Annotated in this window: 20 protein-coding genes; 10 read left to right on the top strand and 10 right to left on the bottom strand. The window is 45.3% G+C overall.

Annotated elements, in window-relative coordinates:
* Positions 1-57 precede the first annotated feature (57 nt).
* The 6 genes from B2337_RS00880 (at position 58) to B2337_RS00905 (ending at position 4521) form a co-directional block, all read left to right on the top strand.
* Entirely contained in the window at positions 58-393 is a 336-nt protein-coding gene (locus B2337_RS00880) for a DUF2782 domain-containing protein (protein ID WP_292360451.1), read from the top strand.
* A 27-nt stretch (positions 394-420) separates the two neighbouring features.
* A complete protein-coding gene (locus B2337_RS00885; RefSeq protein WP_292414417.1) occupies positions 421-1377 on the top strand; it encodes a homoserine kinase in 957 nt (318 codons plus the stop codon).
* Between the two features lie 28 nt (positions 1378-1405).
* Positions 1406-2443 (top strand): lipopolysaccharide heptosyltransferase I, encoded by a 1038-nt coding sequence (waaC, locus tag B2337_RS00890; RefSeq protein ID WP_292414416.1) that lies wholly within the window; start codon positions 1406-1408, stop codon positions 2441-2443.
* 30 nt (positions 2444-2473) lie between these two features.
* On the top strand, positions 2474-3919 hold the full coding sequence (gene hldE / locus B2337_RS00895; protein ID WP_292414415.1) for a bifunctional D-glycero-beta-D-manno-heptose-7-phosphate kinase/D-glycero-beta-D-manno-heptose 1-phosphate adenylyltransferase HldE: 1446 nt from the start codon (positions 2474-2476) through the stop codon (positions 3917-3919).
* 146 nt (positions 3920-4065) lie between these two features.
* A complete protein-coding gene (locus B2337_RS00900) occupies positions 4066-4221 on the top strand; it encodes a type II toxin-antitoxin system CcdA family antitoxin (RefSeq protein ID WP_292360444.1) in 156 nt (51 codons plus the stop codon).
* A 9-nt stretch (positions 4222-4230) separates the two neighbouring features.
* The gene (locus tag B2337_RS00905; protein ID WP_292414414.1) at positions 4231-4521 is read left to right on the top strand and encodes a CcdB family protein; all 291 of its coding nucleotides are present in this window, start codon (positions 4231-4233) and stop codon (positions 4519-4521) included.
* Positions 4522-4613: 92 nt separating this feature from the next.
* On the opposite strand, the gene B2337_RS00910 is transcribed toward B2337_RS00905, so the two are convergent.
* The 3 genes from B2337_RS00910 to B2337_RS00920 all read right to left on the bottom strand — a co-directional run bounded on the left by B2337_RS00910 (position 4614) and on the right by B2337_RS00920 (position 6695).
* Positions 4614-5120, bottom strand: coding sequence for a hypothetical protein (locus B2337_RS00910; RefSeq protein WP_292360440.1), 507 nt, complete (start codon positions 5118-5120; stop codon positions 4614-4616).
* 122 nt (positions 5121-5242) lie between these two features.
* Positions 5243-5752 (bottom strand): flavodoxin, encoded by a 510-nt coding sequence (locus B2337_RS00915; RefSeq protein WP_292414413.1) that lies wholly within the window; start codon positions 5750-5752, stop codon positions 5243-5245.
* A gap of 73 nt (positions 5753-5825) precedes the next feature.
* Positions 5826-6695, bottom strand: coding sequence for a cation diffusion facilitator family transporter (locus B2337_RS00920; RefSeq protein ID WP_292414412.1), 870 nt, complete (start codon positions 6693-6695; stop codon positions 5826-5828).
* Between the two features lie 107 nt (positions 6696-6802).
* On the opposite strand from B2337_RS00920, the gene B2337_RS00925 reads away from it, so the two are divergent.
* Positions 6803-7672, top strand: coding sequence for a LysR family transcriptional regulator (locus B2337_RS00925; RefSeq protein ID WP_292414411.1), 870 nt, complete (start codon positions 6803-6805; stop codon positions 7670-7672).
* Between the two features lie 219 nt (positions 7673-7891).
* On the opposite strand, the gene B2337_RS00930 is transcribed toward B2337_RS00925, so the two are convergent.
* The 5 genes from B2337_RS00930 to B2337_RS00950 all read right to left on the bottom strand — a co-directional run bounded on the left by B2337_RS00930 (position 7892) and on the right by B2337_RS00950 (position 13061).
* On the bottom strand, positions 7892-8698 hold the full coding sequence (locus B2337_RS00930; protein ID WP_292414410.1) for a DODA-type extradiol aromatic ring-opening family dioxygenase: 807 nt from the start codon (positions 8696-8698) through the stop codon (positions 7892-7894).
* Positions 8699-8981: 283 nt separating this feature from the next.
* Positions 8982-10127 carry a hypothetical protein gene (locus tag B2337_RS00935; RefSeq protein WP_292414409.1) on the bottom strand — a complete coding sequence of 382 codons (1146 nt, stop codon included), beginning with the start codon at positions 10125-10127 and terminating at the stop codon, positions 8982-8984.
* A 371-nt stretch (positions 10128-10498) separates the two neighbouring features.
* Positions 10499-11305, bottom strand: a complete 807-nt coding sequence (locus tag B2337_RS00940) for an aldo/keto reductase (RefSeq protein ID WP_292414408.1) — start codon at positions 11303-11305, stop codon at positions 10499-10501.
* The gene (locus B2337_RS00945; RefSeq protein ID WP_292414407.1) at positions 11302-12501 is read right to left on the bottom strand and encodes an FAD-dependent oxidoreductase; all 1200 of its coding nucleotides are present in this window, start codon (positions 12499-12501) and stop codon (positions 11302-11304) included. Before B2337_RS00945 ends, B2337_RS00940 begins: the two co-directional genes overlap by 4 nt.
* Positions 12498-13061, bottom strand: coding sequence for a D-sedoheptulose-7-phosphate isomerase (locus B2337_RS00950; protein ID WP_292414406.1), 564 nt, complete (start codon positions 13059-13061; stop codon positions 12498-12500). Before B2337_RS00950 ends, B2337_RS00945 begins: the two co-directional genes overlap by 4 nt.
* Positions 13062-13176: 115 nt before the next feature.
* On the opposite strand from B2337_RS00950, the gene rfaP reads away from it, so the two are divergent.
* From rfaP to B2337_RS00965, 3 genes are read left to right on the top strand one after another with little or no spacing between them, the layout of a single operon-like run.
* Positions 13177-13977 (top strand): lipopolysaccharide core heptose(I) kinase RfaP, encoded by an 801-nt coding sequence (gene rfaP / locus B2337_RS00955; protein ID WP_292414405.1) that lies wholly within the window; start codon positions 13177-13179, stop codon positions 13975-13977.
* A gap of 5 nt (positions 13978-13982) precedes the next feature.
* The gene (locus B2337_RS00960) at positions 13983-15362 is read left to right on the top strand and encodes a lipopolysaccharide kinase InaA family protein (protein WP_292414403.1); all 1380 of its coding nucleotides are present in this window, start codon (positions 13983-13985) and stop codon (positions 15360-15362) included.
* A 33-nt stretch (positions 15363-15395) separates the two neighbouring features.
* Positions 15396-16526, top strand: a complete 1131-nt coding sequence (locus B2337_RS00965) for a glycosyltransferase family 4 protein (RefSeq protein ID WP_292414402.1) — start codon at positions 15396-15398, stop codon at positions 16524-16526.
* A gap of 46 nt (positions 16527-16572) precedes the next feature.
* On the opposite strand, the gene B2337_RS00970 is transcribed toward B2337_RS00965, so the two are convergent.
* Positions 16573-18294 carry a carbamoyltransferase family protein gene (locus B2337_RS00970; RefSeq protein WP_292414401.1) on the bottom strand — a complete coding sequence of 574 codons (1722 nt, stop codon included), beginning with the start codon at positions 18292-18294 and terminating at the stop codon, positions 16573-16575.
* Positions 18295-18358: 64 nt separating this feature from the next.
* Positions 18359-19282 (bottom strand): DUF6625 family protein, encoded by a 924-nt coding sequence (locus B2337_RS00975; RefSeq protein ID WP_292414400.1) that lies wholly within the window; start codon positions 19280-19282, stop codon positions 18359-18361.
* Between the last annotated feature and the right edge of the window lie 729 nt (positions 19283-20011).

Raw genomic sequence — 20011 nt, forward strand, 5'->3', positions numbered from 1 at the left:
GCTTTTATCATCGTAGCGGAAATGCTATCTTTATCGGAAATTTAGTGGAGCTAAGTCATGTTAAAACCGTTCGCCATTGTATGCGCAATCAGCGCGATGATCACTGGAAGTGCCTGGGCAGGTGCTGCCGGTCCTGATTTGACTGAACCTCCAGTATTGCCGCCACCTTTGCAGGATGGCGAAAGCATCGAACCTGAAATTACCATTATTCAGGAAGAAGATCGCACCATCGAAGAATACCGCGTCAATGGTCAGCTCTATATGATCAAAATCACCCCGGATATCGGTCCTTCATATTACCTGATGGATACTGACGGCGATGGTTCATTGGAAACGACCAAACATAACCTTGCCAATCCGGAAGTGCCGAACTGGATCCTGTTGGAATGGTAACAAAAACTCCCGTTAGCTGAGATTTTCATGTCTGTTTATACCGAAGTCGGGCGCGATGAATTAATTGCGTTTATCGGCGAGTATGCCGTTGGTAATCTGATTGATTACCAGGGCATTTCTGCCGGAATCGAAAACACCAATTATTTTGTGACCACTGACCAGGGGGAATTTGTGCTTACCCTGTTCGAGCAGCATGAATTTGCCGAATTGGATTATTTCCTCGAAGTCATGACGTTTTTCTTCAAGCATGGCATTCCCTCGGCACATCCCGCTGAAGATAAACAGGGGAATTACCTCAAGTCCTTATGCGGTCGTCCAGCAGCGCTTGTTATGCGTTTGGCGGGGCATACTGTCGATGAACTTGCCACGCTGGGCCAATGCGAAGCCATCGGCGATATGCTGGCACAGATGCATCTGGTCGGTGAGAAATTTAAACATCGTCGGGCAACGCAACGGGGTGCCGACTGGCGCGAATCGATGGCCGAAACCTTATTGCCACATATGTCCGCTGAGCAGGCACAAATGCTCAAGGCAGAACTCGATTTTCAGCAACATTACAGCGATCTGGAATTACCGTGGGGTGTCACCCATTCGGATTTATTCCGCGATAATGCCCTGTTTGTCGACAATGAACTGCAAGGCATTATTGATTTTTACTATGCCTGCGATGAGTTTCTGATATATGATCTGGCCGTGGCGGTTAATGACTGGTGTGTTAATGAACAGGGCCTGATTGATAACGAGCGCTATCAGCGTTTGATGGATGCCTATCTGCAACGCCGTCAACTCAACGAAGCCGAACAATCCAACTGGAATCTGGTTTGTCGTGCCGCAGCATTACGTTTCTGGCTGTCACGTCTGCAGGATCAGCTTTTCCCGCGTGAAGGTGAAATGACACAGATTAAAAATCCCGATGCATTTTTGAAAATCCTGCAGCAGCATCGGCACAACCCATTGTCTTTAAATACTTTGCAAAACGCTTGATGTTATTTCATCAGGCGTTTTTCCGTTTATGAAAGTATTAATCATCAAGCTCACCTCCATGGGCGATTTAATGCATGCCTTACCGGCGTTGACCGATGCGGCCAAAGCCTTTCCTGGCATTGAATTTGATTGGGTAGTGGATGAAGCGTTTGCTGAAGTGCCCAAATGGCACCCAAATGTTCGTAAAGTCATCACCACCTCACATCGTCGCTGGAAGAAATCCGCCTGGCAAACGCTGACCGGTGGTGAATTACGTCAGTTTTATCGTGATTTGAATCTGGATGATTATGATGCTGTCGTTGATATGCAGAATAATCTGAAAAGCGCACTTGTCAGTAAATTACGTCGCGGTCCGGTCTATGGATTGGATAAGGAATCCTGTCGTGAACGTCCGGCACATCTGGCCTATCAATATCCAATAACGGTTAATCCACAACAACATGCCGTGGATCGGATGCGGCAGATCCTCTCAAAGGCGCTGGACTATCCGCTGCCTAAAACGCCCGCAAAATACGCGGCGAATTTCAGTAAATATCCGTTACCGGAGCTCGAGTTTGCCTTACCCGAGCATTATCTGATGTTTGTTCACAATGCCAGCTGGCTGACCAAACTCTGGCCGATTAATTTCTGGCAGCAACTGGTGTTTCAGGCGCGAGCCGAAGGTTACGCGGTGCTATTGCCTTGCGGCGATAATGAAGAATATCTGCGTGCTCAACAGATTGCCTCGGTCGATCCAATGGCGTTTGCCTTACCGCGTTTAGGCTTAAACGATATCGCAGCGATTATGCACCATGCGGCAGGTGCGGTATGCAGTGATACCGGATTGGCCCATCTTGCTGCCGTGGCCGGAACCCCTGCAATAACCTTATACGGTGCGACAGACACAGCGCTGATTGGCACCTATGGCAAACATCAGCAGCATCTGGTCAGCGATTTTAACTGCGCCCCATGTTACAAACGCAAATGCCCTTTACCCGCCTCACGCAATGGCGAACCCGTCTGCATGACCGAAATGACACCGGAAATGGTTTGGCATGGACTGCAACCGCTTTTAGCCGCACAATAACCGCTTTCCCTAATCAATAATTCAAACGTTATGAAAAATGCATTCCCGGATTTTCGGCAGGCCAATGTTGTTGTCGTTGGTGATTTGATGCTGGACCGTTTCTATTTCGGCAAAACCAAACGCATCTCACCCGAAGCGCCGGTGCCGGTGGTCAATATTGAACGTTTGGAAGATATTCCGGGCGGGGCCGCCAATGTCGCAATGAATATTGCTTCGCTGGGTGCTAAATGCAGCCTGTCAGGCATTACCGGTCAGGATGAAGCCGCTCAGGTGTTAGAAGAACGACTGCGTTCTGTCAGTATCGAATGTGCGTTTCATCAAACCACACAGCATCCCACCATCATAAAATCCCGCATTATCAGTGCGCATCAGCAACTGTTGCGGATGGATTTTGAAAGCCGATTTACCGTCGAAAGCTGTGAAGGTATGGCCGACAGAGTCGCATCATTGCTGGTTAATGGCGGGGTGATGATCCTGTCGGATTACGATAAAGGCACGCTGCATGATCCACAGCAATGGATTAACTTGGCGAAAGCCAATGCGATGACCGTGCTGGTGGATCCGAAAGGCAATGATTTCAGTAAATACCGTGGCGCGGATTTAATCACGCCTAATCTCACCGAATTTGAAGCGGTAGCAGGCGAAATTCAGTCAGAAGCTGACCTGATTGAAAAAACCAAAAAACTGATTGCCGACTTTGATATTAAAGCCGTATTAATCACCCGTAGTGAACAGGGCATGTCGCTGATAACCAATGACAATACCGAATTCCATTTACCCGCCATTGCCAAAGAAGTCGCCGATGTCACCGGAGCAGGAGACACCGTGATTGCCACGCTGGCAGCCGCACTGGCAGCCGGACAATCTTTGCAGCAAGCAGTAATCTTAGCCAATGTTGCCGCCAGTATTGTGGTCAGCAAATTGGGCACCTCGACCGTCAGTGAACCCGAACTGTTTGCCGAATACCAACGCCATCAGGGCACCCATCAAAGCGATCATTCCTTTGCCGGTGCGGTGACGGTTGAACAATTAAAAATTGCCGTCGACCAAGCCAAAAAACGTGGCGAGAAAATTGTCTTTACCAATGGCTGTTTCGATATTCTGCATGCCGGTCATGTCAGCTATCTGCATCAGGCGCGCGCTCAGGGCGATAGATTGATTGTTGCCATTAACTCTGATGAATCCGTCACCAAACTCAAAGGCAAAGGCCGTCCGATTAACACTGCGGATCGTCGTCAGATCGTATTGGCAGGCCTGGCAGATGTGGATTGGGTCAGCGTCTTTGAAGGTGATACCCCGGAAACACTGCTCAAAGAAATTCAGCCGGATATCCTGGTGAAAGGCGGCGACTACGATAAAAAAGGCGTGGTTGGCTGGGAAATTGTCGAAGGCTATGGCGGTGAAGTCAGAGTGATGGGCTTAACCGAAAACTGCTCCACCACGGCGATTGTGAATAAGATTCATCAGGATAGATAAACAATATTTATCCGCAGATTACGCAGATGGACGCAGATTATTTATTAATATAAATAGATCACAGAGACACAGAGGGCACAGAGAAAGATTAGATTTTCATTTAATTATTCTTTACCGTAATTTTTTCTAACCTAGCTGTTGGCAATATGATGAACTCTGATGATTTGTTCCCTCTTAAACAAGAAAAATTGGCTCAATTCAATACTGAAAAATGGGCCGAAGAAAATAAAAATGCCATTCAAGCTTACAATGAGTTTGTTGATGAGCATGGCTGTTTTGGAGATGAATTCAGAGAGTTTTAATGGCGCAATTTGAAGTTTATCAAACCCAACTGTAATGCATTTCTTTTTAGAGTTGATATTCAAAGCTTCGTTATCTCAGAAATCGTCACCAGAATCGTTATTCCGCTTGGAAGACGGAAAAACTTCAAAAATCTGGCTAATCTAACGCCAGAAATTGAATATGAAGGTGAGAAACTTCTACTACTCACACCGCAATTCGCCTCTATCCCTGCCTATTTACTAAAAGATCCTATTGGTTCTTTAAATCACTTTCGTGATGAAATGATCATGGCATTAGACTTTGCGATCAAGGGTATTTGAGTTGAATCAAATTTGCTGACCACTGGATTGCGAAGCCCAACAAGGATAAAAGAATCCGTCGGAATCTGAGATTTCAAAGTTTTGCAGATTTTTCAGCAGGAAGTTGAGGTATTGCGAGCGATATAGAATTCGCCTGTATTAGGTCTGGAGAGTGTATAACTTAGCACTTGAGCTGGTTCCGGACACCACTGCCCGCCAAACGTGCCTTTTGGTGGCAGACTACCCGGAGGATTTGGGATTACAGGGAAGATGGGGTCGATGAGTTCCGCTGCCTCTTCTCGGCTAAAAGCAGGCTTTGCAATGATCTTACAGGGGCCCCATAACCCGTTACGTTGACTTTGCTCGGGAGGTCGCATACTGAGCACTCGCTGATCTATCGTCCATGTATGAACCGGGTGCTGAGCTCTCCCTTTAACGCCATCAGTCTGAAAGCCGTGTGCGGTTAAGATCGAAGAAGCATTCTCCGGTGCGTTGATACAGGTTTCAACAATCTCTTTTATGAATAACTGAAAGGTTTTCGATGTATCTGCCTGAGCGGTTGTGAGTGTACTAAGTGCAAAAGTTAAGATACATCCAAATGCAGCATTAATGAGTTTCATGGCGTCCCTTCCTTTTATAAAATAGTTTAAATCACATAGTATTCAAAAGGTTGAATGTAATAAACCCCTAAAGCACAAAAAGAGCAAATGAAGAGCGTTGAGTTTTACAGGCTTAACCAAAACTACGATAAAAAAGCTGGTTTAATCTGCTTGCACCACTGTTCAACGCGTTGAGCAGTAAGTTCTGGTTGGCAGTCTTCATCCAGTGCCAAACCCACAAACGAACTTTTGTCTTCGGTGAGCGCTTTGGATGCTTCGAAGTCATAACCCTCCGTAGACCAGTAACCGATAACATTGGCACCTTTTGCCACCACTTTATCGTGCAGCATACCCATGGCATCCACGAACCATTCTGCGTAGGCAAACTGATCGCCCATTCCGACAAAAGCGACCGTTTTATTAGTAAAGTCCGTGGTATCAATCTCATCCCAGACATCTTGCCAGTCGGCTTGAACTTCACCATAGTCCCAGGTGGGCAGGGCAAAAATGAATTTGTCGAAATACTCAATGGCCGCTAATCCGGCATCTTTCACATCAAATAATTCGGCTTTATCCGCGCCAAAGAATTGCTTAATTTTTTTGGCGGCGTCTTCGGTATTCCCTGTTGTTGACCCGTAGACAATTGCAACCATGATGCACCTCTTGGAATAATATAAAGATGCAAATGATAATTATTGCTATTTGCGGGGTCAACTGAAAAGTTACTCAGTCCTGCTGAATGTGAACACCTTGAACCAACAACAACTTCAGTTGCTGTTGTTCGGCTATCTCATTGATAGCAATGTGCATCAGTTCATGAACATTCGCATCCAGCCTTGCTGGTAACTGAGCAATCAGAAAGCTTCCTACCTGGGCAATACGTAAAGGTTTGTGAGGCTGGACACCACTAGTCGTTAACTGTGCATCAATTTGCGCACGAACCTCATCAGTCGGTGCGGCAAACAATATTTGCCGTAAAGCCTGGGCAATCATTCGAACCGGAATATAGGAAAAATAACCGGCAATGATAAGTACCATCAGTGGATCGGCGTAGCGAGCGTAATCAGCATAAGGCGTATGAATAATCACAAATGTGGCGATAAAGCCCAACAACACAGCCGTGCTTAACCAGGTATCCATCTGCCACTGACGCTGTTCAGCGTCGACCAGCGACGTTTTCACATCCTTTTTGCGGTGCTTGATATAAGCCCAGGTAATCGCACAACCGATAACATTGACGACGCCAAACACCAGGGCCAGATCCAGATTGACCTCTCTACCTCCCTGCAACAGGCTGATCACCGCAAAGATCATTGATACAAAACATACCAGGGCGATGACTACACCTTTTACCAAAATCGCAATCGGTTCAATGGTCAGTCGGCCAAAAGGATAGTCATTGTTCGCAGGTTGATTTGCCAGCTTCAAGGCCAGCAAAGACAAGGAGGCCAACGCTAACGACAGCAATGAATACGCACTATCAAATAAAATCATCACTGAACCGCTCAGTAAGCCTAGGATAAGCCCCGATATCGAAAAGCAGGCGGCGGATATTGCCGATACCATTAATACTTTCCGTTCACTATTTTTCCGCATAACTGTTCTCCAAGTAATGGCAGGTACTTTAGAGGCAAGCGGGTATTCGACAAAATCGCTCAGCGCCAATATAGTTGGTGCTAAACAAATTTTAAAGTGGACTAGCTATGCGTATTGAACAAGTTGAAGCGTTTGTGAAAACAGCAGAATGCGGGTCCTTCGCAAACGCCGCTATCGCATTAGGAATGAGACGAAGCACCGTAAGTGCAGCGGTTTCTGCATTGGAAGATGAGTTGGCAATTCACCTTTTTCAACGCTCTGGAAACAGTTTGCAGATAACCCCCATTGCACAATCTTTATTGGCGGACAGCCAGCGTTTATTGCAATCCGCCATCCGTATCAGACAACTTAGTAATCAGCATCTGGAAGGTATCGAATCAGAGCTCCGAGTTGCACGAGATGATGCCTTGCCAGAAGTCTTCTGGCATCAGTGTATGCATGATTTACACGTCGAGTTTCCGCAAACTTCCACCTCGGTATACCTGTTACCAACACAGGAACATCACGAGTTTATTGATAATGGAATTGTCGATATAAGCTTTGGCGTTAATAACGCGGTAGATCCCAATTTTCGGCTTGGCATGATCGAACAGCGAACGGTTGTCAGTCCAGTACATCCGCTAGCGAATCTGGCCCAGGTGACAGAAAGTGATTTAAGCCAGTACACGCAGATCTGTCTTACCTTCCTGCAAAAGGGGCAATTGGTCATTCAGAACCAGATTGGCCGGCAGTATTCAGGCCTCACAATGTATGAATTAATCAGAGACGCCGTATTACGTGGCGATGGCTGGGCCATATTACCCACAACACTGATTCAAACTCACCTCAAACAGCAACAGCTCGTGAGTCTGGCGACCGAAACGGCATTATCTGCAACTTACTTTCAATGCTTATCCCGGCAGGCAAACCGCAAGGTCGCGACCTGGTTAAAAAATCGTGTCACGCATGCGTTAACCCATGAATTTAAAGGCTGGTAGGTGTAAAGAATTTATCCGCAGATTACGCTGATGGACGCAGATTATTCATCAAGATAAATAAACCACAGAGACACAGAGAACACAGAGGTTTTAAAGGAATCTATCCGTAGATTTAAAGGTTTTTTGGTAGGTTGGGTTGAATGCAATGAAACCCAACAAATAACGAAAATTCAAACCAAAATGTTGGGTTTCGCCAGCTCAACCCAACCTACCTTACTGTTAACGATCCGACCATAAATACATGCTCGCTTTTTTATTGAGCACCTGTAATTCATATGATTTTGAACTGGCCGAGCCAGCAAATCCATAACAGACGTGAAGGGGAAGCAAGTGTTCTTCTCTTGGATGGCAATAGCGTGCAAAAGGTGCTGACTGCCAATTAATAAGTCTTTTTTCTCTTTCCGTTTCAGTCAGCTTTTCATCACAACATGTTTCAAGTAACCAGTCCTCAAATGACTCGTTCATGGTTTTTGCTTCATCCGTCTCCGGCGTGAAAAAAGCCCGCATATTGTGAAAGGAAAACCCGGAACCTATCAGCAGCAAGGATTGATCACCCAACGTTTGTAGAGCCTGTCCCATTTTGATATGTAGCTCAGGGTCGAGGTTGTTGACCAGAGACAATTGAACGCAGGGGATATCCGCTTCCGGATACATGATTTTCAACGGTACAAACAGACCGTGATCAAACCCTCGGCTATCATCAAGCTTTGCTTCAATACCAGCATCCTTCAACGCTTCAGCCATTGACTGCGATAATGTCGGAGCGCCCGGACAGGGATATTGAATTTCATAGGATTCTTTGGGAAAGCCGTTGTAATCATAGATAAGCGAAGGATTTTCACCAGAAGTAATGGTTGGAGATGATTGTTCCCAATGAGCGCTGACAACGATAATTGCAGATGGTCGATCTATGGATGCGGCGATATTCTTCAAACAACTCACCATCTCCTCATGACTTTTATCGCCCAGCAGCGGCATTGGTCCACCACCATGAGATAAATATAAAGCGCGACGTTGATTGTTCATTGGCATTCCTCGCTGGTAATTAACCACAGAGACACAGAGGACACGGAGGTTTCAAAGAAGTTTATCCGCAGATTACGCAGATGAACGCAGATTTTTAATTAATATTCATCAAGACTAATTAACCACAGAGACACAGAGGGCAAAGAGATTTCAAAGAAATCTATTTATAGATTATTAGGATATTTTTGGTAAATTGGGTTGAATGCAATGAAACCCAACAATTAAGGAAAAATCAAAATTAAAGGGAAGCGCCCCCTTTTATTTCTCCTTATGCAGTGGCTTGTTATGACGCATTTGCACCAGATGTTACGCTTGATATTTTACCCTTAATGTATTTTTCCAGAGTTTGGTTGATTTGTTCAAAAGCTTCCTTGTGCTTTTGATCCTGCTCCACCGACTGCCTCAAAGCAGAAATCTCCTTTGCGGAGTGGAATTGGGCCAGAATCTCCATGAGCTTGTTGTCTCCAAGCAGGTTCTTGAACGTGCCTCGCGATGAAACTAGCGAACCATTGTGTGGCCTAATCTTATAAGTATCTTCCATGATTTTGTAGAAATTCTTCATGTGACCAAGACCATACTCGCTCAATGCCCAATAGTTTCTACAAAGCGTGGAATCTGTTTCAAACCGCTGCCCTTCGGATCGGACTAGTTTTATGCACAATCCATATTGACCAGAGTAGTAAAGAGACTGCATTTTGTAGATAAAGCGATCTCTATCAATTGGCTTTCTATTAAGGACGATGGTTTGAAGCTTGCAAAATAGCTGATAGATCTCATAGAAATTGCGCCGACGATAACTTATCGTTGGGTCAACTGGACGGAGTATTTGCCCATTGATTATCGTTTCGCAGTTCTGATTTATATGGCGCTCTCCAAAATGGTAGATGCGAATTTTCTCTCTAATCTGTTCAAGCAAGAGAATTTCTTCGGCAGTGGCATACGTATGAAAACTAAGTATCTTATTAGCCAGTTCATTAAGCTCTAGCGAGCGATCCAATATTTCTTGTCCAATGACTAGAAGTCCATCCTTCACATGTGGGTCATATCGGTAAGATTCATTGAGGCATTTGTTTCGTAGCCCCAAAGCTATCGTATCTTCAGAAAGATTGCCGGACCGTATTTCGGATTGATAGAAAGACGGACTGTTATTACTATGGCGCATAATCAAGTCAAACAGTGAAAACAGCCGCTTATATGTGTCAAAAAGTGTGAGCTCAACAACTGGCCGAAGCTTTTTGCGGCGTTTTCGCTCAGGAAGGTAAGAGAACACCGTCCAAAAAACAAGCGCGGCAATGATTGAAAGCAAAATTGGAAGCAGTACGGTGCTGTCTTCGGCCCATTCTTCAAACCAATTCAAAAGACTATGTCCTATATTGCTCAGAAATCGGAAAAACTCTTCCCCTGCCTTCATGTCTGCACTTTCCGTCATTTACGACCTACATTGTGTTAATGAGATCTGCGATCTAATAATAATTTAGCAAACTCATCTATGCCCGTTAAGTAACTGAAATTATGCATTTTATATTTGGAAAACTATAACCGAAATAATTAACAGAGAATCATTCAAGAGTGATGGAAGGCTTTTCCGAAAAATTTTGGTAAGGATTTCGATGGCAAATCATCAGGAAACGAATGTAAATTAATCTTCACACCCTTGTATGAAACAGTAGTTTAAAAATTCATAATGAACTACTTAAGAACATAGACTTCAAGTATTCAATTTTAAATCTGCGCCATCTGCGAAATCTGCGGATAAATCTTTCTAACACCCAAAACTCCGTGCCCTCTGTGTCTCTGTGGTTAATTACTTTCAAAAGCCTGAATAGCCTTAGCCACATTATCCATAAGATGAACCGGATTAATCGTCCCAACCACCACACTAGCCACAGCCGGGTTAGCAAAGATCATTTCAAAGCTGGCACTGACACTGTCTTTAGTTGAATTAGCAGGCAAATGCCCACTGGCAAACGCTTTTTTGATAAAGATGGCTTTATTGAGCTGGTTGGCCGTATCAATCACGATTTGTTCGTCCTGATAGGCGAGGTTATGGGTGACCATGACGATATCGGACTGTTGCAGGGCGAGCAGGCCGCCTTCGACGGTTTTGCTGGAGATACCGGTGGCTGCAATCAGACCTTGCTGCTTAAGTTCATTGAGGGTTTCCAATGCCCGATGCTGTTCGATGATCGGTACATCGTTTCCGTCAGAGTGAATCAATACAATATCAACCATGTCTCGATTGAGTCGTTGCAGGCTTTGTTCAACACTTCTCATAATCGCATCACGGGAAAAATCGAAATGTGACTCGCCGGTAGTGGCGTCAAACTGTTCACCGGCTTTGGAGCAGATAATCCAGTCATGTGGCAGTTGAGGTAATAACTTGCCAAGGCGTTGTTCACTGTTGCCGTATGCGGGGGCAGTATCAATCAGATTAATGCCGAGATCCCATGCTTGTTGCAGTAAGGCAAGTGCGGCCTCGTCATCAGGAATAGTAAACGCTTCGGGGTATTTAACGCCTTTATCACGTCCCAGTTTTACTGTGCCGAGTCCCAGTACAGAAACATCAAGCTCGGTGCCGGGAATATTCTTTTTAGGTAACTTTTTCATTTAAGAAATGCCCGATCCCAGAGTGGTTCGGCAAGCTGGGCCAGGGGCAAAATATGCTGCTCGGAATGGGCTGTTTTTGCGGCATTTTGTTTTGCCAGGGCTTCAATAACTTTATCGGCCAGATCGGGGGCCAGGGCGAGTTTGGTCGGCCAGGCAATATGCAGATTGTTATGGCTGCTGACATAGGCGCTATCGGGACGCGCAAACCCGCTTTGTTTGGGTTCGGCGCGATTGACGTTATGAGTCGTCCACTCCAGTTCCGGCAGGATAAACCATGGCAAAATCTGTTTGAGTAGCGCCCGTGCTTCTTCAATCAAACTATCAGGATCTTTGCCGACACCTTCTTCCGCAATATTACCGCCGAGGTACCAGACGATATTGCCGGTTTTATCGGGATGGCTGCTGATGGTGGCGATCGGTTTGCTGCCACTGCCAAGACCATGAGCATAAATTTGCGGTAAAGGATTAGCCGGATCTTTGGCTTTGCAGAGCAGCATTTGCAAAGGCCGTTTCTGCATTTTGGGTTTGCTCAGTTGCAGGCTTTCTAACAATTCACCAGTTCCTTCACCAGAGGTGAGCACAAACTGCTGTGCCTGAATTTCCAGTTCATTACCAAACCGTATGGCGGTGATTTGGCCATCCTGTTTTTTCCATTCCGGTGTGCTGTCAGGTGTTTTTAAAATCGTTGCGGCATAGGGTTTGATTAAGGCTTCAAGCAAACTGCTGACATCCAGTACCGGTTCATCCAACTGGTATAACGTGCCTTTAAAACCATTATCGGCAAACAAACCGCTGCGCTCTGATTTGGGAATATTCTGCATCCGGCTTTGCAGCGCTTTGCTGGCAAAGAATGACACCATTTTGGAAGACAGACTTTGGGTGGACCAGAGCAGTTGATGTTCGGTAAACACATTGACGCTGGATAAATCAATTTCGCCTTTACCTTGCAGACAAGCTTTCCAACGGGCTGGCATGCCGCTGATGGTTTGCGCGGCGTTAGATAAAATGCCATTTAATGCATATTTGCTGCCGCCATGAATAATGCCCTGAGCACTGAGGGTTTGGGCATGGCCTATTTTCTGATTTTCCAGCAACAGACAGTGATAACCCAACTGGCTCAGCCGATTATGCAACCATAATCCGGCAATGCCGGCGCCAACAATAACGACGTCTGCTGTAATGATGTTTTGACTCATGCTTTGCTGAGTTTCTCGTCCAGTGCTTCACATAACCAGTGACCAATCAGGATATGGCCTTCCTGGACCCGGGCGGTTTCTGTGTCGGCGACACAGACACAATGATCGGCAATGGCTTTAAGCTGTCCGCCACTTTGGCCGGTAAAGGCAATGGTTGCACAACCCGCTTTTTTGGCAGTGTTAATGCCGTTAATGACATTGGCACTGTTACCGGAAGTCGATAAACCAATTGCCACATCGCCGGGTCGGGCCAGCGCCTGAATTTGCCGATCGAATACGGTTTCAAAGCTGTAATCGTTGCTGTGTGCAGTGAGAATTGAGGTGTCGGTAGTTAGCGCAATTGCGGCCAGCGGTCTGCGATCTTCTTTATAACGAATCACAAATTCCGCCGCCAGATGCTGGGCATCGGAAGCGCTGCCGCCATTGCCGAAGAACAAAACTTTATTGTCATTCAGCACGCAGTCGCTGATAAGGACCAGTAAATCATTTAATTGAGGCTCCATATCGAACAAGCTTTCAATCATCTTTTGGTGGCGCTGCAAGGTGGATTTAAATGACACGGCTTACCTCATTTCGGCTCTGGTGGTAGTATTTGTGGTTTCCTGCAAACAGTGTAACAAAACGCTGTGCGCGTTCGCACAACTCACTGCTTGGCATAGCCTTTAGATGGCCTTAATGAAAAAGAATTCCTGTTATTTGCGACAAGATTTGGCTCGGGCCTGGGCCGATAAGCCGGTATTTGATGCTGTGGCCAACATAGACGGCGAGATTTTTCGTGATAAAGAGGGCCGCCGGACCTTACGCTTTGAGCTGAATGATCGCTCGTATTTTCTGAAATACCATCAAGGTGTCGGCTGGGCGGAAATCATCAAAAATCTGCTGCAATTACGTTTACCGATTATCAGTGCCCGCAATGAATGGCAGGCGATTCACTTTCTCGAAAAGCACGGTATCGAAACCATGACGCTGGCCGGTTATGGCGAACAAGGCATTAATCCGGCGGCATTACGTTCGTTTGTAATTACTGATGATCTGGTGAATACCATGAGCCTGGAATATGTTGGTGAACAATGGCAACAACGGCCACCGGGTTTTGCCACCAAACAGGCGCTGATCCGCAAGCTGGCCAATATGGCGGGCACCATGCATAAAAACGGCATGAATCACCGTGATTTTTATCTGTGTCACTTTCTGTTGGATGAACGCTTTGCCGAGCACAATACCTTCGATGATAAAACGCCGGTTTATCTGATTGATTTGCACCGTGCGACTATTAGACATAAAACACCGAAACGCTGGCAGATTAAAGATTTGGGCAGCCTGTATTTTTCGGCTTCCAGAGTGCCTTTGACTAAACGGGACAAATTACGCTTTATGCAGATTTATTCAGGCTTACCTTTGCGTACGATGCTCAGTGAGCAGGCCGATTTATGGCGTGAGGTGGAACGTCGCGCGCAAAAGTTGCTGGCGGAATAATGGTTATGCTGAGTGCTCAAAATTTATTAAAAGAATTACCTGTCGCTTTTCCGGTTGAACTTGAGTTGGGTGGGACGAAATACCAAATCCAATCAATGTTACGTTTTCTGGCCGGACGGCGGATTGTTTTACATGCCAGCAATGACAGTGGCGAATTTGTGCTCAAAATCTTTGCCGCGCAAGGCAAAGGTCAGCAGGAATATCAACGCGAACTGAAAGCGCATCAACATTGCAGCCAGGCCGATATCGCCGTTGCGCCGATTTTGCAACATGCCGACGATCAGCAGGGCATCAGTTTTATCGTCTATGCTTTTTTACCTAAAGCGGTGACATTGAATGCTTTCTCCGAAGAAACGTTTCCGTTGACGGCCTTATTTGATTTGTTTGGCCGTTGCCATCAAAACCAGTGCTATCAGCAGGATCCGCATCTGGATAATTTTGTGTTTTCCAATAATACTTTATATCTATTGGATTTAGCCTCAGTCGTTTGCCCGAAAAAGCCGCTGAAAATGGCGACTTGCCTGAATAATCTGGCGCGGTTGATGGCACAGTTTCCGTTGGAACAGCAGGAATGGCTTTTGAACGGTTTACCTGCTTATTTCGCTGCGCGAAACATGGTGCTGGATCCTATTTTTGAGCAGCAATTACTCGGCAAAATCAAAAAAGCCCGCGACTATCGGCAAACGCATTATCTGAAAAAGCAGTTTCGATCCTGCACCATGACCCTTTATCGTAAATCGCTGATGTTTGAAGCGGCATGGCGTGGCAATTTATCTACCGCTTTAGCAGAGCAGCCGTTAACGGTATTAAATCAAGCCATGCAGGACGGAATTTCTCTGAAAAAAGGTAACTCTGCTACCGTGGTTAAAGGTGAACTGGCGGGACAACCGGTGGTGATTAAACGCTATAACATGAAAACACCATGGCATTTCTTACGACGTTGTCTGCGAAAAAGTCGCGCCAATATGTCCTGGTACAATGCCAATCTGCTGGAATTTCTGGGCATTGCCACACCGCAACCACTCGGTTTTGTCGAACAGCGTTTTTTCGGACTGCGGCAGAAAGCCTATTTTATCTGTGAGCATATTGCCGGTCGTTCGTTGGCGGACCTTTCTGACTCAGAAATTCAGCAACCTGAGATGCTCCAGCAAATCAGCGAATTGTTTGAGAAATTGCATCTGCATCGTATTTATCATGGTGATTTAAAAGCCAGCAATTTGCTGGTCGATGAACAACAAAAAATCTGGCTGATTGATCTGGATGCAATGCAGCAAATAACCAAAACTGGTTTTAAACGTTTACATAAAAAGGATCAGCAGCGATTTTTACGCAATTGGCCGGTAGGCGAAACTCGTCATCTGTTAACCAAAGCGATCAAAGCATAAAGGTAGTAATAAAGTGTTAAACGGAATGCATTTATGAAGCTGGCGGTATGCCTGTATAAATATTTTGCCTATGGCGGCCTGGCGCGTGATTTTCGGCGGATTCTGGAAATTCGCCGTGATGCCGGAGATGAAATTGATGTGTATTACATTGAATGGCAAGGCGATCCGATTCCCGGTTTTAACCAAATTCCGATTACCGTTTCAGGACTGACCAATCATGGCAAAGTACGCGATTTTTATAATAAATCGCAGCCATTAATCGCCGCCGGTAATTACGATCTGGTGATTGGTTTTAACAAGATGCCGGGCCTGGATTTGTATTACGCTGCTGATCCCTGTTATCTGGCGCGAGTCAGACAAGAACCCAGCTATATCATCAAACAGTTCTTTGGTCGGGTAAGGTTTTACGAAGCCTGGGAACGGGCCGTTTTTGGACCACAAAGCCATACGGTGTCGATGATGATCTCATCGGTACAACGCAAACTGTTTGAGCAGTATTATCAGACGCCACCGGAAAGACTGGTCGACCTGCCGCCCGGTATCGATCCAGATAGAGTGCGTCCGGATGACTGGCAAATACAACGTCAGCAATTTCGCCAGCAATTATCGTTAAATGCTGATGACTTTTTACTGCTGATGATAGGCTCCGGCTTTAAACGCAAAGGCGCTGATTTTGCCATTGAAGCCATGGCCGCTTTACCACAGGCGTTACGTGAAAAAACACATTTGTATGTGGTGGGTGAAGATAATGCCAAACCCTTTGAACAACTGGCACAAAAGCTGGATGTCGCTGAACGAACCCATTTTATGGGTGGACGCGATGATGTAGCGAAATGGCTGTTAGCGGCTGATGTGTTTTTACACCCGGCACGATCTGAAAATACCGGCACCGTGATTCTTGAAGCGATGGTGGCTGGCCTGCCCAGTATGGTCAGCAGTGCCTGTGGTTATGCCAATTATGTTGAAGACTCAAACGGTGGTGAATGTATCGACCAGCCGGAAGATACATCAGCTTTTACACAACAATTGGCTAAGATGCTTGATAAAAAACGTCTGCAGCAACTGTCACAAAATGCGTTGGATTATGCCGCCACACATGATTTGTATAGCATGCCACAGCGGGCTGCGGAGTTGATTTTAGAGCTGGCTGAGAAAAAGCGATAAAAAAATGACAAAGCCCTTATCGGGCTTTGTCATCCATTCATCAAACTTATTTGGTGACCAGAATATCTTCCATCACCAGATATTGCAGATCCGAACCATAGAACATATTCAATGCATCAGTAGGACTGCAAACCATGGGCTCACCACGACGGTTTAGTGAGGTATTGAGCACCACCGCATTGCCGGTGAGTTTTTCCATTTCTTCGATCAACTCGTAATAACGTGCATTGGTTGCACGGGTCACGATTTGTGCCCGGGCGGTACCATCTTCATGCACGACTTCCGGAATGCGGGATTTCCAGCTTTCTGCCACATCAAAGGTAAACGTCATATATGGACTTGGATGATCAGTCTGCAGAATTTCCGGCGCCACTTTATCCAGCATACTCGGGCAGAAAGGACGCCAGCGTTCACGGTATTTGATCTGGGCATTAATACGATCCGCCACTCCGGAATGGTTAGGTGAGCCCAATATGCTGCGATTACCCAACGCACGTGGTCCGAACTCCATCCGACCCTGAAACCAGGCGACCGGATTACCATCAGCCAGAATTTTTGCCGTGTCGGCACACACATCATTTAAATATTGCCAGCTGACCGGCTGTGTATAGCGTTCACAGGCTTCAATGCATTGCTGGGTGGTATAGGATGGGCCGAGATATACATGATCCATTTTTTCCACTGGCACACCAGCCAGTTGTGAAGCATAACTGGCCGCGCCAATGGCCGTACCGGCATCACTGGAAGCCGGTTGCACGAACAATTCTTTGACACCGGGTATGGCAATAATGCGCTGATTGAGTTTGACGTTTAATGCCACCCCACCGGCATAAGCGACTTTACCCGTTTCACGAATAATATCGCCCAGGTAAAAATCAATCAGATGCAAAGCACATTTTTCCAGCAATGCCTGAATGCTGGCGGCATAATCAATATAGGGCTCGTCCTTTTCATCACCTTCACGCATCGGGCCCAGCCATTCAATGAGTTCGGGGCTGAAGAAATAACCTTTACCATTTTTTTTATAGCGCCGGAAACCAACGGTATTGACCAGTTTGGTGTTGACCTTGAACTCGCCATTTTCACAATGAATCAAACGTGAGAAATCAAAACGGTTGGGATCACCATAAGGTGCCATGCCCATGACTTTAAATTCACCATCAAGCATTTCAAAACCGAGATATTCGGTCATCGCGCCATAAACACCGCCGAGTGAATCGGGATCATAGAATTCTTTGATTTTGTGTATTTTGCCGTTTTCGCCATAACCGAAAAACGTGGTGGCATATTCCCCTTTACCATCAATGCCGATAATCGCGGTTTTTTCCAGAAAACCACTCAGATGATAAGCGCTGCTGGCATGGGCCAGATGATGCTCAACCGGGACAAATTTAACGCGCTTTGAATCAATGCCTAAATCATCCAGCAGTTTCATCACGTTTTTGTGATTACGCCAGTAACGACGATTACCGGAAAATAAAGCAGTCAATGCTCTGTCAGGTGCATACCAGTGACGTTTGGCATAATGCCAGCGAGCAGGTGATTGCAGGCCAATCTGCGCATAAGGAAACGCGACGATATCTATCTCATCAGGGCGGATACCGGCCTGTTCAAGGCAGTATCTGGTGGCTTCATAAGCCATCTTGCCCTTGGCATGCTTGTCACGCAGGAAGCGTTCTTCTTCGGCAGCTGCCACCAGTTTTCCATCAATATACAAAGCAGCTGAGGCGTCGTGGTTTACCGCGCCGGAAAGGCCTAAAACGATCATAAATTATCTTCGAGTTGCGTAAAAATGTTGTTCAGTATATCAAGCGTGGAGGGCGGGAGACCATTTAACCTGTCAGAGGACCGTCATTAATCGGCGTAAACCCCTGCGGGGAGATCTGGAAACCATTTTGACGGGCCTGATTGATATCAATTTGCACCAGCTTATCCAGTGAAGACCATGCCGCTGGCGCATCACGTAGATTTTTAGGTAACCAGCGATTCGATTTCCAGTTCATGAAATGGAGATACATAAATTCCCTGTTATCTCTGTCATTGGTCAGGTGACCATCTTTCCAAAACCATTGTTGAGGATGATCTGAACTTCCATCAAGCCACTTAATTGGTGAGAGAACCGTACTAAACTGTTCCTTATATAAAACCCGTCTTTGATAAGGCGAGCTGAAAGACCACAACTTGCGTAACCACAATGGGTGATTTTTATGGCGAACAAACAACTTGGAAAATTTTGATTCATCCAGGCCGAGATGTTCGTCCATTTCCATTAATTTCTGCCAATCTGGGATTTTTCGAAAAGCTTGTCGATATTTATCCGTATTGCGGAAAATAGCGAAATGCCCTGAAAGACGGCGGTTATGTGTGCCGATAACATCATATTTTCGCAGTAAATCGTCAGTAATAAAGCTTCTTATCTGACCATAGATAATATCAATATCCCCAATAGCAAAAAAATCATAATCCTTAATATCTGATTCATGAATAAACCCTAAGGCAGGCTTCAAATCACATAATTTATAAGGGCTTGTAGGATTAAAATGGATAGCTAAACGATCACTTACCAAGCGTTTATATTCTTCAAAAGTCATAGGCACATAGCTGACATTTGAGCACTGATTTATCGGCTCACCACAGTCGGTGTAAAAAAGCCAGTGGATGCCCGGATTACGACTGCAGCTTTCGAGGTATAACTCGAACCATTCCGGCCATTGACCAAAATAGGGGATAACAATCACAATTGTCGGTTGTTTCAAAAAAGTTACCTATAAAAATGCTGATGATTAAATCGACTTCAAAAACAGTTTAATTTGTATGCTCTGGATGAACAGCTATGAGTTCTGCCAGCTTATTTTGCCAAGCTACCAGTATAAATAATATGAGATAATAACCTCTTTAAATGAAGTGTTTTCGTTTTAAACTAATTTGCTGGCATTCGTTTAAAACGTCAATTTGAATTAGGAACCGTTAGCGCCCAGATGATAAGCCTAACTTTCATTTAAACAGTGTGTAGAACCTCGAAATAATATGATGTTAATAAAATGCTGAATCGCTTAAAAAGTTTTCCTGCTGCTGAAAAAACTATTTTCGTTTTAATGAATATATGGCTAGCGGGTTTTTTTCTTTCTCCCACCGGCAAGCAACACTATCAATTCTTTATTCTATCAATCGTATTAAGTGCTTTCTGGCTGATTTTTGCTCAGAAAATTAACTACAGAAGCCTGTTAAACTCCAAAGTATTAATGTCAGCCTCATTTTATGCCTTGCTCTTCCTGATTAGTATCGCCTGGTCTAATGATCTCGGTTTTTCTGCTAAATTCAAAGACATCAAAACTTTTTTGTATTTGATTTTTTTTGCATTGGTCTTTTTGTACGTGATCAACGGCCAGTCAAAAAGGATGATTACTGTAGTCAACATTTTAATTGTTGCTGCTGTTATCAGTTTATTAATCAATTTGTTTGTTTTCTATGCAATCAATGGAGAA

The sequence above is a fragment of the Methylophaga sp. UBA3192 genome (genome assembly GCA_002363955.1).
Classification (GTDB): Bacteria; Pseudomonadota; Gammaproteobacteria; order Nitrosococcales; family Methylophagaceae; genus Methylophaga.

Bases quoted from the DNA above. Each gene is read 5' to 3' on its own strand.
- B2337_RS00880 (WP_292360451.1), top strand. From the start codon at position 58: ATGTTAAAACCGTTCGCCATTGTATGCGCAATCAGCGCGATGATCACT.
- B2337_RS00885 (WP_292414417.1), top strand. From the start codon at position 421: ATGTCTGTTTATACCGAAGTCGGGCGCGATGAATTAATTGCGTTTATC.
- waaC (WP_292414416.1), top strand. From the start codon at position 1,406: ATGAAAGTATTAATCATCAAGCTCACCTCCATGGGCGATTTAATGCAT.
- hldE (WP_292414415.1), top strand. From the start codon at position 2,474: ATGAAAAATGCATTCCCGGATTTTCGGCAGGCCAATGTTGTTGTCGTT.
- B2337_RS00900 (WP_292360444.1), top strand. From the start codon at position 4,066: ATGATGAACTCTGATGATTTGTTCCCTCTTAAACAAGAAAAATTGGCT.
- B2337_RS00910 (WP_292360440.1), bottom strand. From the start codon at position 5,120: ATGAAACTCATTAATGCTGCATTTGGATGTATCTTAACTTTTGCACTT.
- B2337_RS00915 (WP_292414413.1), bottom strand. From the start codon at position 5,752: ATGGTTGCAATTGTCTACGGGTCAACAACAGGGAATACCGAAGACGCC.
- B2337_RS00920 (WP_292414412.1), bottom strand. From the start codon at position 6,695: ATGCGGAAAAATAGTGAACGGAAAGTATTAATGGTATCGGCAATATCC.
- B2337_RS00925 (WP_292414411.1), top strand. From the start codon at position 6,803: ATGCGTATTGAACAAGTTGAAGCGTTTGTGAAAACAGCAGAATGCGGG.
- B2337_RS00930 (WP_292414410.1), bottom strand. From the start codon at position 8,698: ATGAACAATCAACGTCGCGCTTTATATTTATCTCATGGTGGTGGACCA.
- B2337_RS00935 (WP_292414409.1), bottom strand. From the start codon at position 10,127: ATGACGGAAAGTGCAGACATGAAGGCAGGGGAAGAGTTTTTCCGATTT.
- B2337_RS00940 (WP_292414408.1), bottom strand. From the start codon at position 11,305: ATGAAAAAGTTACCTAAAAAGAATATTCCCGGCACCGAGCTTGATGTT.
- B2337_RS00945 (WP_292414407.1), bottom strand. From the start codon at position 12,501: ATGAGTCAAAACATCATTACAGCAGACGTCGTTATTGTTGGCGCCGGC.
- rfaP (WP_292414405.1), top strand. From the start codon at position 13,177: ATGAAAAAGAATTCCTGTTATTTGCGACAAGATTTGGCTCGGGCCTGG.
- B2337_RS00960 (WP_292414403.1), top strand. From the start codon at position 13,983: ATGCTGAGTGCTCAAAATTTATTAAAAGAATTACCTGTCGCTTTTCCG.
- B2337_RS00965 (WP_292414402.1), top strand. From the start codon at position 15,396: ATGAAGCTGGCGGTATGCCTGTATAAATATTTTGCCTATGGCGGCCTG.
- B2337_RS00970 (WP_292414401.1), bottom strand. From the start codon at position 18,294: ATGATCGTTTTAGGCCTTTCCGGCGCGGTAAACCACGACGCCTCAGCT.